This is a genomic window from Verrucomicrobiia bacterium, assembly GCA_036268055.1.
GTDB lineage: Bacteria > Verrucomicrobiota > Verrucomicrobiia > Limisphaerales > Pedosphaeraceae > DATAUW01.
Genome location: DATAUW010000003.1, coordinates 17,459 through 35,674 on the forward strand (window position 1 = coordinate 17,459; position 18,216 = coordinate 35,674).

The 18,216-nt window shown below is 56.4% G+C and carries 16 protein-coding genes; 14 read left to right on the top strand and 2 right to left on the bottom strand.

Translation table 11 applies throughout. The features are described from left to right. Window positions 1-174: 174 nt before the first annotated feature. A complete protein-coding gene (locus tag VH413_01430; protein ID HEX3797334.1) occupies window positions 175-2,253 on the bottom strand; it encodes a catalase in 2,079 nt (692 codons plus the stop codon). Window positions 2,254-2,437: 184 nt separating this feature from the next. Here VH413_01430 and VH413_01435 point away from each other — a divergent pair, with 184 nt between their 5' ends. After that, window positions 2,438-3,367, top strand: coding sequence for a sugar phosphate isomerase/epimerase (locus VH413_01435; GenBank protein ID HEX3797335.1), 930 nt, complete (start codon window positions 2,438-2,440; stop codon window positions 3,365-3,367). 11 nt (window positions 3,368-3,378) lie between these two features. Here VH413_01435 and VH413_01440 read toward each other — a convergent pair whose 3' ends face one another. Next, window positions 3,379-5,712, bottom strand: a complete 2,334-nt coding sequence (locus tag VH413_01440) for a hypothetical protein (GenBank protein HEX3797336.1) — start codon at window positions 5,710-5,712, stop codon at window positions 3,379-3,381. A 360-nt stretch (window positions 5,713-6,072) separates the two neighbouring features. Between VH413_01440 and VH413_01445 the strand changes: the two genes are divergently transcribed. The 13 genes from VH413_01445 to VH413_01505 all read left to right on the top strand — a co-directional run bounded on the left by VH413_01445 (window position 6,073) and on the right by VH413_01505 (window position 18,206). After that, complete coding sequence (locus VH413_01445) at window positions 6,073-6,615, top strand: hypothetical protein (GenBank protein ID HEX3797337.1); 543 nt, start codon at window positions 6,073-6,075, stop codon at window positions 6,613-6,615. A 24-nt stretch (window positions 6,616-6,639) separates the two neighbouring features. Further along, window positions 6,640-8,388 (top strand): GspE/PulE family protein, encoded by a 1,749-nt coding sequence (locus tag VH413_01450; GenBank protein ID HEX3797338.1) that lies wholly within the window; start codon window positions 6,640-6,642, stop codon window positions 8,386-8,388. Between the two features lie 2 nt (window positions 8,389-8,390). Continuing rightward, the gene (locus tag VH413_01455) at window positions 8,391-9,662 is read left to right on the top strand and encodes a type II secretion system F family protein (protein HEX3797339.1); all 1,272 of its coding nucleotides are present in this window, start codon (window positions 8,391-8,393) and stop codon (window positions 9,660-9,662) included. A 19-nt stretch (window positions 9,663-9,681) separates the two neighbouring features. Beyond that, window positions 9,682-10,113 (top strand): type II secretion system major pseudopilin GspG, encoded by a 432-nt coding sequence (gene gspG / locus VH413_01460; GenBank protein ID HEX3797340.1) that lies wholly within the window; start codon window positions 9,682-9,684, stop codon window positions 10,111-10,113. 109 nt (window positions 10,114-10,222) lie between these two features. Next, the gene (locus VH413_01465; protein ID HEX3797341.1) at window positions 10,223-10,501 is read left to right on the top strand and encodes a type II secretion system protein GspG; all 279 of its coding nucleotides are present in this window, start codon (window positions 10,223-10,225) and stop codon (window positions 10,499-10,501) included. Next, window positions 10,479-11,000 (top strand): prepilin-type N-terminal cleavage/methylation domain-containing protein, encoded by a 522-nt coding sequence (locus VH413_01470; GenBank protein ID HEX3797342.1) that lies wholly within the window; start codon window positions 10,479-10,481, stop codon window positions 10,998-11,000. Before VH413_01465 ends, VH413_01470 begins: the two co-directional genes overlap by 23 nt. Then, entirely contained in the window at window positions 10,984-11,469 is a 486-nt protein-coding gene (locus VH413_01475) for a prepilin-type N-terminal cleavage/methylation domain-containing protein (GenBank protein HEX3797343.1), read from the top strand. The genes VH413_01470 and VH413_01475 overlap by 17 nt, the downstream gene beginning before the upstream one ends. Window positions 11,470-11,537: 68 nt before the next feature. Then, entirely contained in the window at window positions 11,538-12,470 is a 933-nt protein-coding gene (locus VH413_01480; protein HEX3797344.1) for a type II secretion system protein GspJ, read from the top strand. Next, on the top strand, window positions 12,470-13,840 hold the full coding sequence (locus tag VH413_01485) for a type II secretion system protein GspK (GenBank protein ID HEX3797345.1): 1,371 nt from the start codon (window positions 12,470-12,472) through the stop codon (window positions 13,838-13,840). The genes VH413_01480 and VH413_01485 overlap by 1 nt, the downstream gene beginning before the upstream one ends. Beyond that, window positions 13,837-15,279: a hypothetical protein gene (locus tag VH413_01490; GenBank protein HEX3797346.1), complete on the top strand. Its 1,443-nt coding sequence runs from the start codon at window positions 13,837-13,839 to the stop codon at window positions 15,277-15,279. The genes VH413_01485 and VH413_01490 overlap by 4 nt, the downstream gene beginning before the upstream one ends. Beyond that, a complete protein-coding gene (gene pilO, locus VH413_01495) occupies window positions 15,263-15,808 on the top strand; it encodes a type 4a pilus biogenesis protein PilO (GenBank protein ID HEX3797347.1) in 546 nt (181 codons plus the stop codon). The genes VH413_01490 and pilO overlap by 17 nt, the downstream gene beginning before the upstream one ends. Continuing rightward, on the top strand, window positions 15,805-16,458 hold the full coding sequence (locus VH413_01500) for a hypothetical protein (GenBank protein ID HEX3797348.1): 654 nt from the start codon (window positions 15,805-15,807) through the stop codon (window positions 16,456-16,458). Before pilO ends, VH413_01500 begins: the two co-directional genes overlap by 4 nt. A gap of 5 nt (window positions 16,459-16,463) precedes the next feature. Further along, a complete protein-coding gene (locus tag VH413_01505; protein HEX3797349.1) occupies window positions 16,464-18,206 on the top strand; it encodes a secretin N-terminal domain-containing protein in 1,743 nt (580 codons plus the stop codon). Window positions 18,207-18,216 lie beyond the last annotated feature (10 nt).

Below are 18,216 nucleotides of genomic sequence, written 5' to 3' on the forward strand. Positions count from 1 at the left end.
GAGGCGAGCCCAGGCGAGCATCTTCCATTCAAGTCAGCCAGGAAAGGCGGATCATCGTGTACGGCAGAACTGCCGCTCAATGGTCTCTCCACTAAAAACTAAAAAAACTTCCTCCCCGTTGCAATTCGGGGAGGAAGTTTCAGCACAACCTATTTCCGTCAGAAAAAATTCGGCTCAACCCGGCGAACGCAGTTTCGGCTCGCGCTCCCAAATCTTTCCGCCTTTGGCCAATTTGATAAACGCGTTGACCGATTTAGCGTCGCTGATGGAAACCACGCCCTCATCCACATTCACTCCCGCGCGAGAAAGTAAAACCTTGGCTCCCTCCGTGTGAGCGATCACTTTTAGATGGCCGAAAGCGTCGCGCACCCAATCCACCGCTCCCGCCTCGCCAGCCAGTTTTTCCGCTTCCTTTTCGTTCGTTAAAATCGCGACCGTGTCAAAAAATGCGGAAGGCCCGCCCGAAAGAGATGTATCAGCAGGCGTGAGCTTGCCCAAACTATCCTTCGCACCGCCAATTTTGGGAGCAATGATCGCCACGGCAGCTTTCTCCGCTTTGGCCGCATTTTTAATGGATGCCAATAAATTTGCATCGAACCCATTGGTGATCAAAACCCCGATTTTCCGGCCTTCCAACGTCGTCTTGGCTTTCTTCAACAAGCTGAGTGTCGGCGATGGCTTCAAGTCGAGCGGCTTCACCGCCGGCGTGATTTTGTCCGCCTTCCCTTCCATTCCCAGCGCTTCTTCAACCCCCTGATGAAGCGCCGGATGAATCAATGCCAGATGGCCCAGCATGCGCGTGCGTATCGGCACCAAATCCACTTTCGCCAATTCAAATCCCAAAGCGCTGATCATGTGCCGTTGTTCCACTTCGGTCATGGAATTAAAAAATTGCCGCGCTTGCGAATAATGGTCGGCAAAGGTTTCCGTTCGCAAAGTGCTTTTTTCGCCCATCATTTCTTCGGCAAACGCTTTATAACCCAGCGCCGGATTTTCCCGCAGTCCGGCTGGCTCGATTGAATTCGGTTCGTAATTCGCGCGCCCTTTGGGAACCTCCATCTGATGAATGCCATCCCGCTGTTGATTGTGAAAAGGACAGCGCGGCGCATTCACCGGAAGTTGGTGAAAGTTAGGCCCGCCCAGCCGCGTGATTTGCGTATCCAGATAAGAGAACAATCGGCCTTGCAACAGCGGGTCATTGGAAAATCCAATTCCCGGCACGATGTTCGCCGGACAAAAAGCCACCTGCTCGGTTTCCGCGAAAAAATTATCCACGTTCCGGTCCAGCACCATTTTTCCAATCATCCGCAACGGAATAATTTCTTCCGGAATGATCTTGGTTGGATCGAGAATATCGAAATCCAGACCATCGGCGGTTTTCTGATCGAACACCTGCACGCCTAATTCCCATTCGGGAAAATTGCCGCTCTCAATCGCTTCCCACATGTCGCGGCGTTGAAAGTCCGGGTCCGCGCCATTGATCTTTACGTTTTCATCCCAAAGAACCGACTGCGCGCCAATGATGGGCCGCCAATGAAATTTCACAAAATTCGATTCGCCCCTGGCATTGATCAAGCGATACGTATGCACTCCGAACCCTTCAATCATTCTGAGCGAACGGGGAATCGTGCGGTCCGACATGATCCACGCCACCATGTTCATGCTCTCGGGAGTAAGCGAAATAAAATCCCAAAAGGTATCGTGAGCCGTGGCCGATTGGGGAAAGCCCCGGTCCGCCTCCATTTTGACCGCGTGAACCAGGTCAGGAAATTTCATCGCATCCTGAATAAAAAAGACCGGGATATTATTTCCCACCAAATCAAAATTTCCCTCGGCCGTATAAAATTTTACCGCAAAGCCCCGGACATCGCGCGGCATATCGCCTGACCCCGCGCCGCCCGCAACTGTCGAAATGCGGATGAACACTTCCGTTTTCACCTTCGGATCTTGAAGAAAGGCCGCCTTGGAAATGTCCGCGCAGGATTTATAACATTTAAAATAACCGTGCGCCCCGGTGCCGCGCGCATGCACGATGCGCTCGGGAATCCGTTCATGGTCAAAGTGGGTGATTTTTTCCCGTAAAACAAAATCCTCCAGCAACACCGGCCCGCGCGGCCCGGCCTTCAAGGAGTTCTGATTGTCCGCGATCGGAATTCCCTGGTTGGTCCTTAGCGTATTGGCGGCGCTGCTCGTGGTTTGGTGCGTTTCGGCCCGATGCCCGGCTGGCGAATTTGATTTCTTATTTTTTTTCATAAGCAGTCATTTCAATTTTGTTGGGTAAAGCAATAACGAATCATAATTCCAATTTGCAACCGCACAAATTTTATTCGCCATCTCAAACCAGGAATATTCTGCCATTCAAAAGCGCATCCACATTAGAGATTTAGTAGTCCCCATTTTTAATTTTGCATTTTTAATTTTTAATTTCCTTCTCCTCATCCTTCACCTACGCTTCCCTGCGTCACAAAACCCTATGAACCGCCGCCAATTCATCCGCACCACCGCCGTCGCTGCTGCTGCCACCACCATTAATTTGCCAAGCCTTCGCGCCGCGGAGAAAGGTGTGCATTGGCCCATCGGTTGTTACAATCGCCCGTGGGTGGATGACAAAGACGGCTGGACGCTCGATACCGGCCTCGATGGCATCAAGGACGCCGGCTATAAAATCATGGGCCTGCTCACGCTCTTCAAGGGACAACCCTTCATCGGCGCCGACGCCACGCCGGAATATTTGGCCACGCTCAAAAAACAAATCGCCGCGCGCGATCTGAAGCCCATCATGGCCGCCGTCCACACCAAGACCAGCTTGTCTGTGCCCGACTCCGTTCAGGACGTGCGCAAACAAATTGATCACGCGAAATTTCTTGAAGTGGAATATCTTCTCACCTTCGGCGTGGATCATCCCAAGGACTATGAAGATTACTACCGCGTGATGGCCGATGCCGCGCCCTACGCGCAGGAACGCGGGCTCAAGCTCGTGCTAAAACCGCACGGCGGCGGCAGCGGCGCGGCGGAGGAAATCATGCGCTGCGTGGCCAAGGTCAACCAGCCGAACTTCAAGATTTGGTACGACGCCGGCAACATCATTTATTACACCGGCAAAGACCCGCTGGAACAGTTGAAACCCATCATCCAGCACGTCACCGGCTTTTGCGCGAAAGATTGCGCCGGAGTAAAAGGCGAAATCTGGCTCGATTTCGGCAAAGGCAAAGTGGACTTCCACGGCGTCTTCGCGATGCTCAAGGACGCCGGCTTCAACGGCCCGGTAATGGTCGAATGCTGCGAAAAAGGCCCAAAGCCCGAAGACGTCACCGCCGGCGCGAAGCGCAACCGCGAAATCCTCGAAAAAATGTTCGCCGAGCTTTGAGCGAAATTTTTTTACGGCGCCAGCACCGTGCGATAATAGCGCCGCGGAAAAACACCCGCCTCCGAAAAAACAAACGAGCCGTTGTTGGGAAAATTCGTCGCAAGCGGAAACCAGTCCTGCAAATTCTCCGAGCCCTGCACGATATACGCGTAGCCATTCATCCCGGTAAATTGAATCTGCGTCGTGCCATTGGTTGAAACGAGCGAGCCGATTGCATCAGGCCGGAGCAACGGAAGCAGTTGCGCCGGCAATGCCTCGTACGCGGAGTCGCCTGGGCCGAGCATGGGATTGCTGGTATTAATAAACGGCGAAGCTACCGTCAACTGCGGCACAGCCAAAAGCGAAATGGCATTCGTGAAAAGCCCGCCGGGTTCGAGCGCGCGTTGTGCATTAATACCCGAAACAATTTGCGCGATCGCTGCACTGTTGGTGATGGCATCAATGACCAGCGGCATTTGAGCACTCCCGGTATTCGTAAACACCGTCAATCCCTGAAACGCAGGCGACCACGCGCTGACCAGTGATTGGTTGAAGCCATAAGTAAAATGCGGGTCTCGCTGCGGCGCGAGATATGGCAATAGACACGCAACGATTCCCCAGTCATTCGTCGGCTCCGAGAGCACGGCGTCAGCGTCATTCGTGTCACCCGTCCACGATTCCCAAATGTTGAGCGGAACGGAAGTTGATTTCAAATAAACCGTCTGCCACGGCGTGCCGCGATGGACGTTGGCAATGGATTGAAGTGTCAGCGGCAAGTTCGTCGGAAAATTCCAACTATCGGAATTGAGCACAAGCGGGTCTTTGATAGCCGGACTGAAGGCATATGTGGTTAGAGGGTCTGTTCGGGTGCCATTTGGAGTTCCGATGTCATCCCAAGGCCGGTAGAGTGGATTGGGATTGCCAACATTCGAAAGAAAATTCGTGAGAGCCGGTAAAGATCCGACCAAAACGTAGTTAGTCGTGAGATGCAATTGAATGGGCGAAGGAGTCAAATCGCTGAGCATGTAATGAACCAACGGATCATTCGCTTGCCACACGTAGGTGGAGACTATTTTGCGGGTGGGAGTAAAAGGCGTGATTAAAGCGTTGGTTAATCCACCTTGGCCGTTGATAAAAGCGGCAAAGGCTGCGATTGCATTCATTTGTGAATTACCGGGTAATGAATCCGCAATCCAATCCGCGGGAGATAAAAAATTAGCGACGTTGACGCCCTCTGAAATTGAGATTTGATTTAAAATTCCTCGATTTAAATTCGTAAGCCACACGCCGCCATCTCCACCGCCGTCCGTTCCTGGAAGTTCGGAAGTCAAATTTCGCGTGAAATTCATTCCACCCAACTGCACATAATCAATCACTCGTCCCGTTATGTGATCCAACATTATAAATCGAAGCGTATTCGTCGCATTCAAAATGAAATTCGGAGCCGGCATGGTAACGCTAAGATCAAAATTGGTGGCTGTGCCAAAATGCGGAATGGGAGTCGTATGATAAACCATGTCCGGAAGGAAGATCGTGTTTGTGAGCATGGGCACCTGAAAGGAATTAGTATTAAATAGATGCGGTGAGTTCGGGCTGATAGCGGCTCCTGCCCAGGCATTCGATTCAATCGTATAACGCCAATCCAACCCGTTCACGCCAGTTCTGTTCGACGAAGCGAGCAGAACGGAATCATTGCTCACTGACATGCTCAGATCACACGCGCCTAATAAATCCACCGCTCGCGGATAAAAATTCGAATACGAATTCCATGCTTCAACTCCAATCGTGTTCGATATGCCAACGATGTATTGGACGTTCGTCTGAAACATCGGTGGCGTGCCGCCGAAATTTAGATTCACCACCTCCACTCGGCGCGTGACCTGCGCGATGCACGCCATCGAAATCTCATTAAAATTTGGAAACCCTTTGCGCGCGCCGATCACCCACGGAATCCCATAAATATTTGTGGTAGTGCTGCTGACCAAAGCTAAATCATCGGGAAGTGTCAGCGGAATCGCATTGTAACTCAGCGTGCCATCGCCTTCTTCTACATAACCGGAAATAAAAATATTGTTGCCCGAGCGATTGAACGTCGGGCGAAACACCGAAGGATAAAACGGTCCGTTCGGTGACATGCCATCGCTGAACGCGCGATTCGTCGTCGAGTCGTAAAGATTCGCGGCGAGTTGAAGCAGACGATGCACTGCGGGCGTATAAAAATTTATCGGGTAGATCGGGATGTTGGTGACGGTGAAATTATATCCCGCGTTTTGAAGAAACAAATTGGCCGTGCCTGTAAAAAAATTCAGCGGCGAAGACGTGTCCAGCGGTTGCGACGCCTCCACTCCGCCCAAACTCAAAAGCAAAACCCCCAGCGTTACAACACACCTTAACCAGTGAGAACATTTATTAAACGGCAAGCGACTCGGCGACAACTCACCCTGACTTTCATTCACCGCCCGAGCATAAACGAGAACCATAAACCTGTCATTCCCTGTTTAACCTCGCCACTTCCCCTGCTGCGCAACTTCTGCGCACCTGAGCCGTTCCCTGCGCAGCTTCTGCGCGAATTTCAAATTTCCCCTTCCCACCACCCCGGTTTTGGCTGCAAAATGCCATAACACCTGATTGGCACGACAGTTGCATCCATAGGTCGAACACAACTGTTGGGAACGCAGTTTGGCCCCGCAGTGTCAACTCAACCATTAACCAAATAACATATATATATGACAAAAATTAAGAGTCTCCTCCTGGCGGCGGGCTGTGCGGCCTTCCTCGTTTCCGGTTCCAACAGCGTCTTCGCCCAGGGTGGCGGACGCGGCAATTTCGATCCCGCTCAAATGCGCGAACGCATGGTCGAGCGCTATAAGGAATCCATGGACGTCACCGACGACGCCGAATGGAAAGTCCTCCAGGACGCCATCGGCAAAGTGATTGACGCCCGTTTTGAAGTCATGCAAGGCCAGTTCGGCGGCGGTCGCGGTGGTCGTCGTAATAACAATAACAACGGCGACAACAACAATGCTGACAACAATGGCGGCCAGCAGCGCCGTCGTGGTGGTTTCGGCACTCCGAGCCCGGAAGCCGAAGCTCTCCAGAAGGCCATTGATGACAAAGCTCCCGCTGACGAAATCAAGGCCAAGCTCTCCGCGCTTCGCCAATCCAACGCCGCCAAGGACGCCAAACTCACCGCCGCGCAGGATGATTTGAAGAAATTGCTGACCGCGCGCCAGGAAGCTGTCGCCGTGTTGGGCGGTCTCTTGAAGTAAGTTGCACGCACGTTGACGATTCACATGAGCGAAACCCAAACAGCCACCAGTGACTTGCAGGCGCTTCTCGATCGTATGGTCGAAGCGCGGCAATTATCGTCAACGGACGCCTCGACCCTCGCGCGTCAAAACCGCTCGGGGGCCGATTCGCCTGCCCAGTCGGAGGACGAAATCCTCCGCTGGCTGGCGAAGGAATACGCGGTCGAATACACCACGCTCGATGACATCGAGCCCGACCGCGAATTGCTTTCGCTCTTTCCCGCGCGCGTGTTGTTGAAGGAGGAAATCCTCCCGCTCAAGCGCGTCAACGGCACGGTGGAAGTCGCCACCAGCCGCCTTTTCGCCACGCAAGGCCTCGACACGCTCAAGACGCTGACCGGTCTCAAGGTCAAGCCCGTGCTCGCCCCGAGCGAATCCATCCAGCGCGAGATGAAGAAGCATCTCGGCGTCGGCGCGGATACCATCGGCACGCTGGAGGAAGATGCCCCGCTGCAAGTGGTGGATGAAAATCGCGAGGACGGCAATCTGGATGATGCCGCTGAAGACGCCTCGATCATCCGCTTCGTGAACCAGGTTTTGTCTGATGCCGTCGAGCTTCGCGCGTCGGATATTCACCTTGAGCCTTTTGAAGATGAATTTCGCATTCGTTATCGTATTGACGGTGTTTTGCAGGAAGTCCCGGTGCCCGGACAACTCAAGCGTTTCCAGCCGGCCATCGTTTCGCGCATCAAGATTCTCAGTCATTTGAACATCGCGGAAAAGCGGTTGCCGCAGGACGGCCGCATCAAGATTCGCCTCACGAACAATGAAGTGGACATCCGCGTGTCCGTCATTCCGATGCTTCACGGCGAAGCGGTCGTGCTGCGTTTGCTGCGCCAGAATTCCAAGAACACCGACCTCGGCATGGGCCAGCTCGGCATGGATGCCCGCGAACTCGCCAGCTTCAAGCGCGTCATCCAACTGCCGCACGGAATTATTTTGGTCACTGGCCCGACCGGCAGCGGCAAAACCACCACGCTTTACATCGCGCTCAGCGCCATCAACGACAGCGAGACCAAGATCATCACGATTGAAGACCCGATTGAGTATCAGCTTAAAGGCGTCAATCAAATCCAGGTCAACGAAAAGTCCGGGCTGACGTTCGCCAAGGGTTTGCGCTCCATTTTGCGCCATGACCCCGACGTCGTGCTCATCGGGGAAATTCGCGATACCGAAACCGCCCAGATCGCCGTGCAAGCCTCGCTCACCGGCCATTTGGTTTTCTCCACGCTGCACACCAACGACGCTCCCGGCGCGGTAACACGTCTGGTTGACATGAAAGTTGAGCCGTATCTCGTCGCCTCCTCGCTGGAAGCCGTCCTCGCACAACGTCTCGTGCGCGTCCTTTGCCCGTTGTGCAAAGTCGAAGACACCTCCAAGACCACCGCCGCGATCAAGGAACATCTCGGCTTTCCGCGCGACTTGAAAGTATTCCGCGCCGTCGGCTGCCGCGAATGCCGCAACACCGGTTTCCACGGACGCCACGGCATCTTCGAGTGGATGGACATGAACACGGAAATCCAGGAAAAGATTTTGAAAAATTGTTCGAGCCACGAAATTCGCGAAGCCGCCTTGCGCAACGGTTTGCGCTCACTCAGCGACGACGGCTGGCGGCTCGTGCGCCAGGGCATTACCACGCCCGAGGAAGTCATGCGCGCCACCAAGGACCAGACTTTCGGCGCGACCGCGAAGGAAGAGATCAAGGCCGCCGCTGAAGAACCGAAAGCCGCGTAGCCATGGCTGTATTCCAATATAAAGCCCTGCAAACCGACGGCAAAACCGCCGTGGGTGAACTCGAAGCCGGCGGACGCCAGGAAGCCTTCCGCCAGATGGAAGAGCGCGGCCTCAAGCCCATCAGCCTCTCGGAAAAATCCGGTGGCGCCGTCGCCAAACCCGCGCGCAACGGCCTCGCCGCTCCGGCCGCGGCGCCCGCGCCTTCGGCCGCATCCAAGCCGCTGTTCCAATCGCGCAAAGTCTCGCCGCGCATGCTGGAAAATTTCACCCGCCTGCTCTCAAGCTTGCTCGCCGCCGGCGTTCCGCTAAGCCGCGCGCTGGTGATTCTTTGCAAGGAAGCCGCGTCGCCTGCCGCCGCTGAACAATGGAAGCAAGTCCACAGCTCCGTGATTGACGGCGTGTCGCTGGCGGATTCCATGGCCCAATCGCCGGACACTTTTCCTCGTGTGTATGTCGCGATGGTTGAAGCGGGCGAAACCGGCGGTTTCCTCGATCTCGTGCTCGCGCAGATCGCGGATTTTCAGGCGCGCGAAAAAGACCTGCGCGGCAAAGTCACCACCGCCATGATTTATCCGGTGATTCTGCTGTGCATGACCTTCGCCGTGCTGATTTTCCTGATGGTGTTTTTTATTCCGCGCTTTCAAACCATCTTCGTCAGTTTCGGCGCGCAACTTCCGCTGCTCACGCGTGGCATCATCGCCGTCAGCCGCGTGATGATTCATTATGGTGTATGGATGGCGGCGGCTGTGGCGATCGGGGTTTTCCTGATTCGCGGCTGGATCGTATCTGAGAAAGGGCGGCGTTCATGGGAAGGCATTGTGTTGCGTTCGCCGATTGTCGGCCCGTTGATGGCGCAATTCGCCATGGCGCGTTTCTGCCGCATGTTGGGGACGTTGCTCGGCGCGGGCGTGCCGCTCGTGCAATCGCTCAACGTCGCGCGCAAATCCATCGGCAACCAAATCCTCGTGGATGCCGTGTCCAACGCGATTGACCGCGTCAAGGAAGGCGGGCAACTCGGCAAAAGTCTCGCCGAGTGCAGCAATCTATTCAGCAGTTCCGTCGTTGAGATGATCGCGGTTGCGGAGGAAAGCGGACGCCTCGATCAGGAACTGGTGCGTATCGCGCTGGTGACAGAAAGCGACCTCGACCGCAATTTGAAGACCGCCGTTTCCATCGCTGAGCCATTGATTTTGTTTTTCATGGCCACCGTCATCGGAACCATTTTCATCGGCATGCTGGTGCCGATCTTTACCTTGTCGTCTCATATTAAATAAATTCAAAATCCATCGAACTATGAAAATAAATCGCAGCAACTATCGTAGCTATACTGGCGCGCGCTCCGCATTTACCCTGATCGAACTTTTGTTGGTGCTGGTCATCCTGGGCATCCTTGCGGCCATCGTCGTGCCGAGATTCGGCGGCGTCAGCGCCAACGCGCAGAAGAAAGCGGCGGCCACGCAGATCAGCACGCTCGCTACTTCGCTGGATATGTTCGAGGTGGACAACGGCCATTATCCCAAGTCGCTGAACGACCTTATGGTGCAGCCGCGCGATTCCCAAAACTGGCATCAATATATGGAGTCCATCCCCGTTGATCCCTGGCAGCATCCTTACGTTTATGTGGCTCCGGGCAAGCACCGCCCGAATTCCTATGACCTGTCGTCCATGGGGCCGGATGGAAGACCGGGAGGCGATGATGACATCGTTAACTGGCAAACGAAATAAATGGCGGCTGGCATTTAATACCTGCGCCGCGATTTTTTTTCTGATTGTGATTAGCGGAATATTGTCACCAATATTTTTTCCAATCTCGCATACCAGTAAAAATGCGCTAATGAAGGCCGCGAAAACCCAAATGAAAACTTTCGGAGCCGTATTGGAAATGTATCGCCACGATACCGGGCAGTTTCCGAATGGCCTCGTGGATTTGATGGTGCGCCCGGCGGCAGCGACAAATTGGACACAATATATGGAAGCCATTCCGATTGATCCCTGGGGACATCCATATATCTATATTTTTCCCGGCGAAAAGGATTCCAACACGTTTGGCCTTTCGTCAGCCGGGCCGGACGGACGTTTAGGAACCAAAGATGATATTGTTTATCAACCATGAACAGCACAGCGGGCCACGCCATCGCCGCGCATTCACGCTCATTGAGTTGATGCTGGTGATGGTGTTGCTGACGATTGTGATTTCATTGGTGGTTCCGCAGTTGGAAACATTTTTTGCCGGTCGCACGCTGAATTCGGAAGTGCAGCAGTTTGTGGCGTTGACACATTACGGGCAGAGTCGGGCGGCGTCCGAAGGCGTGCCGATGTTGCTGTGGGTGGACCCCGGCGCGGGCCAGTATGGTTTGGAACAGGAACCGGGTTACAACGATACCGACCCGAAGTCCGTGGAATACAGCGTGGGTGAAGGCGTGAAAATCGGCATCCCCAAGAACGGCATAAAAGCGGTCAAGCGCGGCAAGATGCAGGGCATCCATTTTTCGCCGGATGGAAATGTGGTGAAAGACACGAGCCTCGCGAGTGTGTTTTTTCAGGAAGGCAAGCATGCGCCGGTGATCATCGGTCAGACGGCGAACGGGTTGAGTTATGAAGTGCAAAACTAAAATACGAAACAGACTGGCGTGCCCGCAGAAATGCGCGGCGACGCGCGTGCCGTATTTTGGCTACACGCTGATCGAATTGATCGTCTGCCTCGCATTGATGGCGGCGGTGATTCCGATCATCGTCCAGGGCTTGCACACAGCCGCGCTCGCGGGTGAAGTTTCCGAACGCAAGGCCCTCGCGGCGCGCATCGCCGACCGCGTGTTGAACGAAACCATCGTCAACGGCCAGACAATCACCGCGACCAGCGGTTCCGAGCAGCAAGGCCCATTTCAATTTCATTGGACGGTGAAAAACGAACCGTGGACGCAAGCGGGCGGACTCGCGGCGAATGAAAATGCCAACGGCGTGAATCAGGGCGTCGTGAACGAAAACCTGATTCACCAGCTTTCCGTGGATGTAGTTTACACCGCGCAAGGCAAGAATTTTTCCGTCCACCTCAGCACGCTCATCAACACCTCGCAACCGTGAACCCTGCGCTCAAATCATCCAGTGCAACGGACAACGCGAGACTCCGCGAGCGAGGCGAAGTGGCGTGTATGCCGGCGCGCGCATCCACACAATACGCGTGTACAGAATTCTTCTCCTTCTCCGCCGCCGCCAGCGGGGGAGAGGGCCGGGGAGAGGTGGTCCCCTCCGTTCCGCCAGTTGTGAGAGTGCGCCCGTTGAGAGATACCATCGTTTTGTTGGAAGATAAAACCCTCCTCACCCCTTGCCCTCTCCTCCATGAAGGGTCATGGAGGAGAGGGAGTTCAGTTTCGGAAAATTTTACCCCTCGGGACAGTGCTGCATCGTCTCGGAGCTTTTCGCGCGAGCGCGATGCCTTTACCCTGATCGAACTGCTCATCGCCGTGGCCATTTCCGCCATCGTGCTCATTTCCATCAGCACCTTGTTTTTCGGCGCGATGAACTTGCGCGAGCGCGCGAGTGAATCCGCGGGCCGCACGGCGCCGGTGGACCGCGCCATCGCGATCATGAAGCGCGACCTCGAAAATATCGTGCCCGTGGGCAAGCTCGCCGGTCCGATGGGCAGCGACGCCGTCGGCATCGGCATGGTTCAGCCCTCGCTTTTGGAAATTTTTACCGGCAGCGCGATGATCACGCCGGACGTGCCGTGGGGCGACGTCCAAAAAATTGATTATTCACTGCAAGCGCCGGCCGGCCGTAACAACCTCGGTCGCGACCTTGTCCGCGGCGTGACGCGCAATCTCCTCGATCCCACCGGCACGCTGCCGCCCGATGCGCAGGTGCTTCTGCCGGGAGTCCAGACACTGCAATTTTCCTTTTACGACGGCACGAATTGGAACGACACCTGGAGCACCACGCTCTCGAACATCCCCATCGCCATTCGCGTGTTGATCAGTTTCGCCACCACGAAAAGCGATGCGGCCACCAAGCCGCCCGTGAATTTCGTGGTTCCCATCGTCACGTGGTCGAATACCAATTCCATCACGAACCAAATCAGCAACTGATGAATCTGCGCCCAAATAAAGCTGCCAGCATCGCCGGGTCGGAATACGGCTCGGTGCTGATTATTGTGCTGTGGATCATTTTTGGGCTCATCAGCATCACGCTTTATTTCGCGCACTCCATGAGCTTCGAGTTGCACACGGCGGACAACCGCGTGGCGGGCATGGAAGCCGAGCAAGCCATCGAAGGCGCGCGCCGCTACATCACCTGTGTGCTCTCGAACGTGAACGCCATCGGCATCCTCCCCGATCCCGCGACGTATCAGAACGAAGCCGTGCCCGTCGGCAACGCCCATTTCTGGCTCATCGGCCGCGGTGACGATACCCAGACTCCCGTGACCTCGCCGCACTTCGGGTTGATTGACGAATCCTCGAAGATCAACCTCAACAGCGCTTCGAGCAATGTCCTGTTTAATCTTCCGCGCATGACACCCGAGGTGATCGCGAATATTCTGGCATGGCGCAGCACGAACACCACCACGCAATCCGGCGGTGCGGAGTCCGACACCTATCAAACGCTCCAGCCGCCTTACACCGCGAAGAATGCGCCCTTTGAAACCGTGGATGAGCTTCGCCTGGTTTATGGCATGGACATGGACACTCTCTACGGTGAGGATGCCAACCTGAACGGCGTGCTTGATCCCAATGAAAATGACGGCGACGCCTTGCCACCTTCCGACAATATGAACGGCACGCTCGATCCGGGCTTGCTGGAATATTGCACCGTCTATTCCGCCGAACCCGCGACCGACAGCAATGGCGCGACCCGCATCAATGTCACGAGCGCGATCAATGAGACCACGCTGAAAAACATGATGATTACTAATGGCATCGCTGCCAATCGCGCGGATCAAATCATCGCGGCATCCGGCGTTGCCAATACCGGCACGACTTTCACGAGCGTGTTGCAATTTTATTATCGCAGCGGAATGTCCGTGACGGAATTTCCAAAAATCGAAGGCAGTTTGCGCGGCGCATCGCTCGTCGGCCTGATCAATGTGAACACCGCCAGCGAGGCCGTGCTCGCGTGCCTGCCCGGATTGACCAACGGCGAAGCCGCCCAACTCGTGCAATATCGCCAGCAGAACACGAATAATATCAGCCAGACGCCCTCGATGGTTTGGGTGACGCAAGTGTTGTCGCAGCAGGACGCCGTCGCCGCCGGGCCGTACCTCACCGGGCACAGTTATCAGTTCATGGCGGACGTCGCGGCCCTCGGGCATGAGGGGCGGGGTTACCGCCGCACCCGGTTTATTTTTGACACCCGGCAGGGGATTCCGATTGTCCTGCATCGGCAGGACTTGAGCGAGCTGGGCTGGGCGCTCGGCAAAGACGTGCGGGACAAATGGCTCCTCGGCAAACAGAAACCATGATCAAACTTCCAAAAACCAAACGCGCTTCGTCGGTGCTGGGCATCAGCCTCGACGGCAATCGCCTTGAGGCCGTCGTGATGCGCCGGAATGGTTCGCTGCAAATCCAGCAGACACTTTCCGTGCCGCTGGCGCTCTCGCCCTTGAGCGGCGATCCCGAACTCGTCGGCCGCGAAATCCGCAATCACCTCGATCAGGCGGGCATCCGCGAGCGCCGTTGCGCCGTGTGCCTCCCGCTGAACTGGGTGCTCACGGTGCAGACCAAATTGCCCGACCTGCCGGAAGAAGACATCGCCAGTTTCCTGGCGCTTGAATCCGAACGCGGTTTTCCTTCGGGCCACGAGAATTTATACATCGCCGATTCGCGCGTGCGCGTCGCCGGTGGCGAACAATACGCCACGCTGCTGGGCATTCCGCGAAATCATATTGCGATTCTTGAGCGCGCCTTGAAAGCCGCGCAACTGAAGCCGCTCACTTTTTCCATCGGCATCACCGCGCTTGCCGCCGCCGGCACGGAATCACAACCCGGCCTGTTGACCCTCGGCATCGCGCCGCACGGAATTGATTTGCAAGTCAGCGCGGGCGGAGGCATCGCGGCGTTGCGCTCGCTCGATGGTGCGCTGGACACCGATGCCGCGCTCAAGGGCATTGACGCCGACCTCGTGGCGCGCGAAATCCGCATCACGCTCGGCCAGTTGCCCGCCGCCTTCGGCAAGGATGTTCGCCTCGCGCGCATTTATAGCCGCGGCGAAATCGCGCGCCAGTTCAATACCGACATCGCCCGCCGTCTCGAAGGCATGGGCCTCAAAGTCGAATTGATGGACCGCGCTTCCGACGCGCAATTTTCCACCGCGCCCTCGCCGGACATCGCGCTTTCACCCGCGCTCGCGCTCGCCGCGAATTTCCTTCGCAGCGGGCTTTCCAGGCCGGAATTTTTGCCGCCGAAAGTCCATCCCTGGCAGCAATTCATCAACAACAATCTGGCCTCGCGGAAATTCGGTTGGGTCGGCGCGGCGGCGGGCGGCGCGGCGGCGATCGTCATCATCGCTTTCCTCATCCAGCAATGGCAAATTTCGCGGCTCGAAAACCGCTGGCACGGCATGTCGGCGCAAGTGGCTGAATTATCCCATGCGCAGGACCAGATCCGCCGATTTCGTCCGTGGTACGACCGTTCGTTCCGCGCGATGCGCATCATGAAAGCCATCACCGAGGCGTTTCCTGAAGCGGGCTATGTCTCCGCGAAGAATCTCGAAATCCACGATTTGTCGAACGTGACCTGCTCCGGCGTGGCGCGGGACAATCAATCTTATCTCGCGCTGCTGGCGAAATTGCGCGCCGACAGCGAAGTGACGGATTTAAAAACAGAAATGGTGCGCGGCCAGGCGCCGGTGCAATTCACTCTGAACTTTCAATGGGAAGCCAACAATGCCACTGGAAATTAAAAATCGCCAAAAACTCCTGATGATCCTCGCCGGGATCGCGGTGGGACTTTACGTCGGCGACACGGTCATCCTCACGCCGCTGATCAATAGCTGGCATGCGCGCACCGACCGCATCGCCGATTTGCGCAAGCAGGTGGACGACGGCGAGCGCATGATCCGGCGTGCCGACCTCGTTCGCGGGCGTTGGGATGAAATGCAAACGAACGCGCTGCCCTCGAATGTTTCGCAGGCCGAGGCCGACATGCTGACCGCGCTCGACCACTGGGAACGCCGTGCCGGGCTCACGCGCATCTCGATCAAGCCGCAATGGAAACAGCCCGAGGACGATTACATGACGCTCGAATGCCGCGTGGATTATACCGGTGACATGTCGCGCATTTCCCGGTTTCTTTATGAGGTGGAAAATGATCGCATGGGCGTGAAAGTGGATAACGTGGAAATTTCGTCGCGCGACGATTCCGGGCGCACGCTCTCGCTCGGCCTCGAAGTCAGCGGCCTGCTCCTCAACCCGCCCCCGCAACCCCAATGAAGCCCAAATCATTTAAAATATTTTTATTGGCGGGCTTGCTGGCCGCGAGCGCAACGGCGCGCGCGCAGGACACGAATGCGGTCGCGGGCACAAACGCGGTCGCAACCACCAATGCCAATTCCAGCGCCACTGCCGCCAGCAACAGCATGGCAGTGACGGATTTTCATTCGTTCGATTTGATCTCGAAACGAAATATTTTTGATCCGACTCGTTCGGGGACGAGAATTATTCGACGCACCGAACGCCCGCCGCGCGTGGATTCGTTCACCCTGGTGGGCACGATGAGTTATGAGCAGGGGCGGTACGCGTTTTTCGATAGCAACAGTTCGGAATACCGCAAGACGCTGAAACCGATGGATAAAATTGCGGGATATAAGATCACGCAGATCGCCGACGACCATATCGTGCTGGCGGCGTCGAGCAACCGGACGTTTAATTTGCCCGTCGGCATGCGCATGCGGCGGCAGGAAGGCGGCTCGTGGCGGAAGGCGGACGGTTCGGACGCGGACGAGACGTCCATTTCCACGCCGTCGGATTCCACCGGCAGCAACACAGCGATAACTGGGAGTCCGGCGAGCGCGCCGGAATCGAGCGGCCCGGAGAGTGATGTGATGAAGCGAATGATGATGAAGCGAATGAGCGAAAAATAAAACCTATGAAAAAAACTCTTTTACTGATCGGACTGGCCGGCGCGTTGTGCGCCACGGCGACTTTGCGCGCCGCCAATGATACCAATACAGCAGAGGCGGCAACCGTCGCCGCCCCGACCACGACCGGCGACGATCAACCGCTGCCGCCGCCACCGCCGGATGATGCCGCCGCGCCCGACAACAATGCCGCCCCGCCGGCTCCCGCCGACGTGTCCGCGCCGTCCACGCCATCCACACCTGCGACAACGACGCCATCCACTCCGTCATTTACGCCGGCGGTGACCTCGCCCTCCGCGCCGGTGTATGTTCCCGACACGAATGTCATTGTGCCGGTGCCGACCGGTGTGCGCGGGTTGCATTTGAACTTCCGCAATGCGCCTTTGGAAGCCGTGTTGAATTACATGAGCGCGGCGGCGGGTTTCATCATTCATCCCAAGACCGACATCAGCGGCAAAGTCACCGTCTGGAGCGAACAGCCGCTGACCAGTGACGAAGCGGTGAAATTACTCACGCGCATTCTCAACGATAACGGTTACACGTTGCTGCCCGAAGGCCGCACGCTGACGATCATCCGCACTTCAGACGCGAGGTTTAATAATATCCCGGTCATCGTGAATCCCGATCCCGCGACCATTCCTACGACGGCGGACATCGTGACCCAGATCATTCCGGTGCATAGCCTGAACGTCGTGCAATTAGTCAAAGACCTCGACCCGTTGCGCCCGCCGGACACGACCATCACGGCGGATGACTCCGCCAATTCGCTGGTGATCACCGGCACGCAAGCCAACATCCATCGCTTCGCCCAGATCATCGCCGGACTTGATTCGGTAAATTCCAGCAGCGCCACCGTCAAGGTGTATCCGTTGAAATATGCGGATTCAAAAGCGCTGGCGACTTTGATCACGTCTCTGTTTCCGACTCCCGATTCGCAGGGTGGTCGCGGTGGTGGCGGTGGCGGGCTTTTTGGACGTTTCCGCGGTGGCGGTGGCGGCGGGTTCAACCCATTCGGCGGCGGAGGTGGTGGCGGTGGCGATGATGCCGTCAACAATGGCCATACCCCGACGGCGAAGGTCACGGCGGTTTCGGATGACCACAGCAATTCCCTCGTCGTGAGCGTGCCGGACAGTTTGATCGCCACGATTGACGACCTCGTGGCCCAGGTGGATACGGCGGTCGAAAATTCAACGATCATGAAAGTGTTTCATCTCAAGAATGCCGATCCTTCGGAAATGGCGGATTTGCTCACGGCGTTGTATCCCGATGACACCGGCTCGGCCGATGCCAGCCAAACACGCTTCGGTTTTGGTGGTTTTCCCTTTGGCAACCGGGGAGGAAGACAGCAAAATTCCAGCAACGCCGAGAGTGACCGCATGAAAAAAATGGCCCACGTCAGCGCCGTCGCGGACAAGCGCACTTCGTCGCTCGTGGTGACTGCGGACACGAACGTCATGGACCAGATCCAGGTCATGATTGACGACCTGGATGCGCGCAACGACCGCAAGATGGCCGTGCATATCATCCCGCTGGATTACGCGGACCCGATAGACGTGCAGACGATCTTGCAGGACATCTATCCGGCGACGAGCGCGGCGGGCGGCAGTTCGCGCATCGGCAGCAGTTCGGCCAGTTCCACCAGCAATCCGCTGTTGAACCGCGCCAATACGCTTTTGCAGCAACAGAATAATACCTCCCAGTCCTCGGCCTTTGGCAGCGGCGCAACCGGCGGCACGGGCAAGGCCTTTTAATCAACCGCAT

Excerpts from the sequence above, each read along its gene's own strand:
- VH413_01480 (HEX3797344.1), top strand. The coding sequence starts at position 11,538 with ATGCCGGCGCGCGCATCCACACAATACGCGTGTACAGAATTCTTCTCC.
- gspG (HEX3797340.1), top strand. The coding sequence starts at position 9,682 with ATGAAAATAAATCGCAGCAACTATCGTAGCTATACTGGCGCGCGCTCC.
- VH413_01500 (HEX3797348.1), top strand. The coding sequence starts at position 15,805 with ATGAAGCCCAAATCATTTAAAATATTTTTATTGGCGGGCTTGCTGGCC.
- pilO (HEX3797347.1), top strand. The coding sequence starts at position 15,263 with ATGCCACTGGAAATTAAAAATCGCCAAAAACTCCTGATGATCCTCGCC.
- VH413_01455 (HEX3797339.1), top strand. The coding sequence starts at position 8,391 with ATGGCTGTATTCCAATATAAAGCCCTGCAAACCGACGGCAAAACCGCC.
- VH413_01505 (HEX3797349.1), top strand. The coding sequence starts at position 16,464 with ATGAAAAAAACTCTTTTACTGATCGGACTGGCCGGCGCGTTGTGCGCC.
- VH413_01490 (HEX3797346.1), top strand. The coding sequence starts at position 13,837 with ATGATCAAACTTCCAAAAACCAAACGCGCTTCGTCGGTGCTGGGCATC.
- VH413_01450 (HEX3797338.1), top strand. The coding sequence starts at position 6,640 with ATGAGCGAAACCCAAACAGCCACCAGTGACTTGCAGGCGCTTCTCGAT.
- VH413_01465 (HEX3797341.1), top strand. The coding sequence starts at position 10,223 with ATGAAGGCCGCGAAAACCCAAATGAAAACTTTCGGAGCCGTATTGGAA.
- VH413_01475 (HEX3797343.1), top strand. The coding sequence starts at position 10,984 with ATGAAGTGCAAAACTAAAATACGAAACAGACTGGCGTGCCCGCAGAAA.
- VH413_01485 (HEX3797345.1), top strand. The coding sequence starts at position 12,470 with ATGAATCTGCGCCCAAATAAAGCTGCCAGCATCGCCGGGTCGGAATAC.
- VH413_01445 (HEX3797337.1), top strand. The coding sequence starts at position 6,073 with ATGACAAAAATTAAGAGTCTCCTCCTGGCGGCGGGCTGTGCGGCCTTC.
- VH413_01430 (HEX3797334.1), bottom strand. The coding sequence starts at position 2,253 with ATGAAAAAAAATAAGAAATCAAATTCGCCAGCCGGGCATCGGGCCGAA.
- VH413_01470 (HEX3797342.1), top strand. The coding sequence starts at position 10,479 with ATGATATTGTTTATCAACCATGAACAGCACAGCGGGCCACGCCATCGC.